Here is a 6,062-nt window from a genome sequence, read left to right as displayed (position 1 = left end):
GGCCGCGTCGCCAGCGCCCCCGGCCGGCGCCGGCCCAGCCTTCCCGAAACTGGTGGAACCACCTGGGCCTGTGGCGCGGGCTGGCGGGCTCGGGCTTTGCCATGGCGGCCGTGCTGGCCGCGGTGCTGGTCACCCGCGTGGCGCCGCAGGCCGTGCCCCCGCAGTTCATGGTGGTGCTGGTGGCACCGCAGGACAAGGCGCCCGGCTGGGTCGTGCAGGCAAATTCGCCCAGCGCGCTCCAGCTCATTCCGCTGGGCGTGGCCGAAGTGCCCGCGGGCCGCGCGCTGGAATTCTGGACCAAGGCCGACAGCTGGAGTGGCCCGGTCTCGCTGGGACTGGTCCAGCCCGGCCAGTCATTGCAGCTGGCGCTGGAAAAGCTGCCGCCGCTGCAGCCCAACCAGTTGTTCGAGTTGACGCTGGAGCCCCCGAGCGGCTCGCCCATCGGCAAGCCCACCGGCCCGATCCAGTACATCGGCCGGGCGGTGAAGGTGCTGTGAGCCCGGCCGCGGCCCGTCGCTCGGCCGCCGCACAATAGCGCCATGTCCACCGCCCCCCACCCCAGCCCCGCCACGCCGGCCCGACCGGCCACCCCCTCGATCTGGCGCGCGCCCGAGCTGTCCGCCCGCTGGTGGCCCGTCTTCCTGCGCAACCTGCTGGTGTGGCGCAAGCTGGCCATCCCCAGCCTGGTGGGCAACATCGCCGAGCCGCTGATGTGGCTGGTCGCCTTCGGGTACGGCATGGGCGCGCTGGTGGGCCAGGTGAACGTGGGGGGCACGCAGGTGCCCTACATCCTGTTCCTGGCGAGCGGCTCCATCTGCATGAGCGCCATGAACGCGGCCAGCTTCGAGGCGCTGTACTCGGCCTTCTCGCGCATGCACGTGCAAAAGACCTGGGACGGGATCATGAACGCGCCGGTCAGCCTGGACAACGTGGTGCTGGCCGAGATGCTGTGGGCCGCCTTCAAGGCCGTGTTCACCGTCACCGCCATCCTGGGCGTGATGCTGGCGCTGAAGATCAGCCACAGCCCCAAGCTGCTCGTGGCCTGGCCCGTGCTGCTGTTCGTGGGGGTGATGTTCTCCAGCATCGCGCTGATCTTCAACGCGCTGGCCAAGGGCTACGACTTCTTCACCTATTACTTCACCCTGGTGCTCACGCCGATGATGTTCCTGTCGGGCGTGTTCTTCCCGCGCGAGCAGCTGCCCGCCGTGGTGCGCCATGTGTCCGACTGGCTGCCGCTGGCCAACGCGGTGGAACTGGTGCGCCCGCTGTTCATGGACCAGTGGCCCGCGCACCCGCTGCGCCACGGCCTGGTGCTGGTGGTCACCACGGTGGTGGCGTTCTGGACGGCGCTGGCGCTCACGCGCAAGCGGTTCCAGGCCTGACAGCGAGCGACGGCCGGGCAACCTGAAAGCCCTGGCAACGGTTTTTCAGTGCCTCGCAACGCGCGCTCCTGCTATGACGCCTTTCCCAGAAAAATGGCTTCTACAACGACCGCTTTTTTCGAACCCGACAGACTTGGAAAGAATTCAGCGGAGTCTTCAAATTCCATGCATGTGCCATGGTAGGGATCCCTGATCGTCAAGAAGAACTTCCCATTGTCTTCCCGCACTTTGTCGAGCATCACATCGTGTCCGTTCTTGGTCAGAATGCAGGATCCCAGTTCATCTATTTTTTGGGATAAATCCCGCCAAGTCTCTTTCCTGCTGGCGTGTGTTCCCCCGAACAGGCCTGTTTTGTAATTGATCTCGTGTTTGAATTTGACAGGAGTACGGCCCGTTTTCTCTTGGAGCGTCGCCATGATTTCGTGATCGTTCCGACGTACTCCCGTCATAGGTAGTGGAGGCGAATTGCCACCGATCGATGCAACCCCGTTATCGAGGAGCATCATCAACTCACAAGCACTCGCGCAATCATTGGCGCCCGGTTGAGGGACCATGAATCGCCCTCCTGGCATGGGATAAACAGTGAATCCTCCCATCTTGGCAGGGCTTACCGGAAAGCCCTCGACCATGAAGGCGGCCTGTTTGAAGTCTGCAGAAACCTCGATTCCCGCGATGTGACGAGTGACCCGATGGGACGGAACATCGTGAATCTCGCCCGAGGCAATGTGTTCACTGCGCGCTCCAGCAGCGAACCGGCGAACGATGCCATCGGCGCATTGAACCATGGGCTCAGCGAGCGACAGGCGGAAATGAGGGCCCAAGCGTGGGTCCGGTTTTTCTCCCGCACTGTGATCAATCACGCCGACCACATTCTTCATGTTGCCGAGTCGTCCGAAGGTTGCCGGTGATTCAAGGTCGGTGTGGGTTGCACAACTGCGCGAGGTGGGCGCAAGAGGCGGCCGAGACGATGGCGACGAAGCCCGATGGAATCCTGATTTCTCTTCGTTGGAAACATGTTGCGGACTGCGTTGATAGGATGGCGATCTCACCCTGGGCCGCAGTGCCCCGTCACCCCGGAGAGGCGAGCGTCTGTTCAGAGGCGAAGAATCATCGGCAGTCGTTGCAGATGGTCGGGAAGTCGAGGCCGGTCGCGTCGACGGTGCCGCCGCCGTTTCCTTTGCACCACGAACCGGGGTTTCTCGACTAACAATGGATGGCTTCATAGAGTGCCCGAATAGGTTGACAGCCGTGTTTATCTGACCACGCGCCAAGCCAGTCGTTGGATTTTTGCCGCTTCGATTTGGCAAAACCCAGACTTCACGAACCATTGGTTTACCGGGCGAATAATCTATCGTTGTGCATTCCAAACCCAGGGAGGAACGCGGCGACAAGGTTGTCGCGCGCCTGCCCGACAGATCACATCATCGATCAGACGCAGTGCGCGCGCAGAGCACATGCCCATGCCTAGGGAGTGCGGTATTGCGCAGCACTTGCCGAATGCCTACAGCAACGGCAGCAACAATGCGCCGCCCGCGATTGCCGATACGATCACGCCGATCCGCGCAACCCCTGTTTTTTGATTTGGCTATTTGGCCGGAAAGACTTTATATGACGATCACGACCGTCGGCATCATCGGCGCAGGCACCATGGGCAACGGCATCGCGCAGGCCTGCGCCGTGTCGGGCATCCACGCGGTGATGGTGGACATCTCGGAGGCCGCCGTGCAAAAGGGTCTGGCCACCGTGGCCGGCAGCCTGGACCGGCTCATCAAGAAGGAAAAGATCACCGCCGCCGACAAGGACGCGGCCCTCTCGCGCATCCGCACCTCGACGAACTACGACGACCTCAAGACCGCGCAGATCGTGATCGAGGCGGCCACCGAGAACCACGAGCTCAAGGTGAAGATCCTGAAGCAGGTGGACGCCATCGTGGCGCCGGAGGTCATCATCGCCTCCAACACCTCGTCGATCTCCATCACGCAACTGGCGGCCGCCACGTCGCGGCCCGACCGCTTCATCGGCATGCATTTCTTCAACCCGGTGCCGATGATGGCGCTGGTGGAGATCATCCGCGGCCTGCAGACCAGCGATGCCACGCACGACACGGTGAAGGCCCTGTCCGAGTCGCTGGGCAAGAGCCCCATCACCGTGAAGAACGCGCCCGGCTTCGTGGTCAACCGCATCCTGGTGCCGATGATCAACGAGGCGTTCTTCGTGCTGGCCGAGGGCCTGGCCACGCCCGAGGACATCGACGCGGGCATGAAGCTCGGCTGCAACCAGCCCATCGGCCCGCTGGCGCTGGCGGACATGATCGGCCTGGACGTGTGCCTGGCGGTGATGAACGTGTACCTGACCGAGTTCGGCGACAGCAAATACCGCCCCTGCCCGCTGCTCAAGGAAATGGTGGCCGCTGGCCGCCTGGGCCGCAAGACCGGGCATGGCGTGTACGCTTACTGACCTTCCCCGGGCCATGGGCAATGGGCAGCCCCGGCCTCCTCCAACGGGCCAGGGCTTTTTGCTATATTTTTAATAGCGCAACGCCCTAGAATTCATTGCGCCGGAGGCCACTTTGATGCACACCCTCGGCGGCAGGACGCACGCGCCAAAGGACCTTCCACCGCCCCGCAGTACACCCATTCGGCGCTGCCGCCTGCACGCCGCACGTCAAACCCCCAGCGCCAATGGGGTGATGCCCAATTCAATTGCGAGCAATTGAATTGGGCATCACAATCCAGCCCATGCCCCGCCCCGACGCCATCGCCCACCCGATCTCCACGCCCAGCCCCGCGCTGCTGCAGCTGGACAACCAGGTCTGCTTTGCGCTCTATTCCGCATCGCTGGCGATGACCAAGCTCTACAAGCCGCTGCTGGAGTCCATCGGCCTCACCTACCCGCAGTACCTGGTGATGCTGTCGCTGTGGGAGCGCGACGGCATCACGGTCTCCGAACTGGGCGAGCGCCTGTTCCTCGACTCCGGCACGCTCACCCCGCTGCTCAAGCGCCTGGAGGCCTCGGGCCTGGTGACGCGGCTGCGCGATGCGCAGGACGAGCGCCGTGTGCGCACCACGCTCACCCCCGCCGGCCGGGCCCTGCGCGACCGCGCCGAAGCCATTCCTGCCTGCGTGCTGGAAAGCAGCCAGTGCACCCTGCCCGAACTCACCGCGCTGACCCGGCAGCTGCAGCAGCTGCGCAGCCGGATCGGCTCCGGTTAGCGGCCCCGTCCTCACCGCTTTTTCGTTCTCGCTTTCGTTGTCTTTTTTGTCCCTCAACCGCCCGCACCGCGGGCATTCACTGCAAAGGAATCACCATGCCATCGCTCGACCAAGTCCTCTACACCGCCCGCGCCCACACCACCGGCGGCCGCGACGGCGCCTCGCGCACCGATGACGGACGCCTGGACGTGACGCTCTCCGCCCCCGGCACCAGCGGCACGGGCACGAACCCCGAGCAGCTCTTCGCCGCAGGCTATTCCGCCTGCTTCATCGGCGCCTTGAAGGCCGTGGGCGGCCAGCTGAAGATCGCCGTGCCGCAGGACGTGTCCGTGGACGCCGAAGTCGATCTGGGCAAGATCCCCAACGCCTACGGCATCGCCGCCCGCCTGAAGGTCAGCCTGCCCGGCCTGGACCGCGCCCAGGCGCAGCAACTGGTGGACGCCGCCCACCAGGTCTGCCCCTACTCCAACGCCACGCGCGGCAACATCGACGTGACGATCACGCTGGCCTGATCGGCATTGGCCTGAAAAAAGCCCCCCCGCGCGATCCGACGCGGCCGGGGGGCTTTTTGCGTGGGGCCCGGTACGCCTCCCTGGCCTGATTCGCCGTGATGCCGGGGTTTCATTTGCCTCGGGTGCTACCAAAAATGTAGCAACCCACTCCATCGAAGCGGGCGCCAGCGGGGCGCCGTAGCGACACCCGGCAGCGATGCACGCCGCGACACCCGCGCGATGGCACCTTTTTTGCGCTTCCCGCGCACTCACCCCCGCCAATGGCACCATTCGGAGCCATCATCGCAGGCGGCCCCGCCCCCGCGGGCCGATGCCTTTTCGCACCCTTGACCCCAGCCTCGCGCACCCGCCGCGTCCGCCATGAAGATCGCCCTGCTCGCCGACATCCACGCCAATCGCCATGCCCTCGATGCCTGCCTGGCGCATGCCCGCGCCCAGGGCGCCGAGCAGTTCGCGCTGCTGGGCGACCTGGTGGGCTACGGCGGCGACCCCGTGGCCGTGGTCGAGCAGGCCATGGCCCTGGCGGCCCAGGGCGCGCCCTGCGTGCTGGGCAACCACGACGTCGCGGCGCTGGACCCGCCCGCAACGCCCACCCAGATGGGCGACCAGAGCGCGCAGTGGACGCATGCGCAGCTGTCGCCCCGGCACCGCGCCTTTCTGGCCACCTTGCCGCTCACGCGCCGCCTGGGTGCGAACACGCTGCTGGTGCACGCCAGCGCCGACCAGCCCAGCCACTGGCACTACGTGCAGGACGCGGGCGCGGCCGAGCGCAGCATGGCCGCGGCCAGCCAGCTCGACCCCGCCATCCGCTACGTGTTTTGCGGCCACGTGCACGAGCAGGCGCTGTATTTCCTCACGCCCACCGCCAAGCTGATGCGCTTTGCGCCGCAGCCCGGCGTGCCCGTGCCGGTGCCGCCGCACCGCCAGTGGCTGGGCGTCGCGGGCTCCGTGGGCCA

The 6,062-nt window shown here is 65.6% G+C and carries 7 protein-coding genes; 6 read left to right on the top strand and 1 reads right to left on the bottom strand.

The window, feature by feature from the left end:
* Positions 1 to 497, top strand: a 497-nt coding sequence (locus tag AC27IQ_RS17810; RefSeq protein WP_487090254.1) for an anti-sigma factor, incomplete at its 5' end; no start/stop codon positions are given.
* Between the two features lie 42 nt (positions 498 to 539).
* Complete coding sequence (locus AC27IQ_RS17805; RefSeq protein WP_272567099.1) at positions 540 to 1,382, top strand: ABC transporter permease; 843 nt, start codon at positions 540 to 542, stop codon at positions 1,380 to 1,382.
* Between the two features lie 71 nt (positions 1,383 to 1,453).
* On the opposite strand, the gene AC27IQ_RS17800 is transcribed toward AC27IQ_RS17805, so the two are convergent.
* Positions 1,454 to 2,260, bottom strand: coding sequence for a hypothetical protein (locus tag AC27IQ_RS17800; RefSeq protein WP_487090253.1), 807 nt, complete (start codon positions 2,258 to 2,260; stop codon positions 1,454 to 1,456).
* A gap of 730 nt (positions 2,261 to 2,990) precedes the next feature.
* Here AC27IQ_RS17800 and AC27IQ_RS17795 point away from each other — a divergent pair.
* The 4 genes from AC27IQ_RS17795 to AC27IQ_RS17780 all read left to right on the top strand — a co-directional run.
* Positions 2,991 to 3,839 (top strand): 3-hydroxybutyryl-CoA dehydrogenase, encoded by an 849-nt coding sequence (locus AC27IQ_RS17795; protein WP_487090252.1) that lies wholly within the window; start codon positions 2,991 to 2,993, stop codon positions 3,837 to 3,839.
* A 281-nt stretch (positions 3,840 to 4,120) separates the two neighbouring features.
* Positions 4,121 to 4,594 (top strand): MarR family winged helix-turn-helix transcriptional regulator, encoded by a 474-nt coding sequence (locus tag AC27IQ_RS17790; protein WP_487090251.1) that lies wholly within the window; start codon positions 4,121 to 4,123, stop codon positions 4,592 to 4,594.
* A gap of 95 nt (positions 4,595 to 4,689) precedes the next feature.
* Complete coding sequence (locus AC27IQ_RS17785) at positions 4,690 to 5,106, top strand: organic hydroperoxide resistance protein (RefSeq protein WP_272567092.1); 417 nt, start codon at positions 4,690 to 4,692, stop codon at positions 5,104 to 5,106.
* A gap of 360 nt (positions 5,107 to 5,466) precedes the next feature.
* Positions 5,467 to 6,062, top strand: a 596-nt coding sequence (locus AC27IQ_RS17780; RefSeq protein ID WP_487090250.1) for a metallophosphoesterase family protein, incomplete at its 3' end; no start/stop codon positions are given.

The sequence above is a fragment of the Acidovorax sp. KPB24-07 genome (assembly GCF_057543315.1).
This window is presented reverse-complemented; position numbering and strand designations above follow the sequence as displayed.

Bases quoted from the DNA above. Each gene is read 5' to 3' on its own strand.
- AC27IQ_RS17795 (WP_487090252.1), top strand. From the start codon at position 2,991: ATGACGATCACGACCGTCGGCATCATCGGCGCAGGCACCATGGGCAAC.
- AC27IQ_RS17800 (WP_487090253.1), bottom strand. From the start codon at position 2,260: ATGAAGAATGTGGTCGGCGTGATTGATCACAGTGCGGGAGAAAAACCG.
- AC27IQ_RS17790 (WP_487090251.1), top strand. From the start codon at position 4,121: ATGCCCCGCCCCGACGCCATCGCCCACCCGATCTCCACGCCCAGCCCC.
- AC27IQ_RS17805 (WP_272567099.1), top strand. From the start codon at position 540: ATGTCCACCGCCCCCCACCCCAGCCCCGCCACGCCGGCCCGACCGGCC.
- AC27IQ_RS17785 (WP_272567092.1), top strand. From the start codon at position 4,690: ATGCCATCGCTCGACCAAGTCCTCTACACCGCCCGCGCCCACACCACC.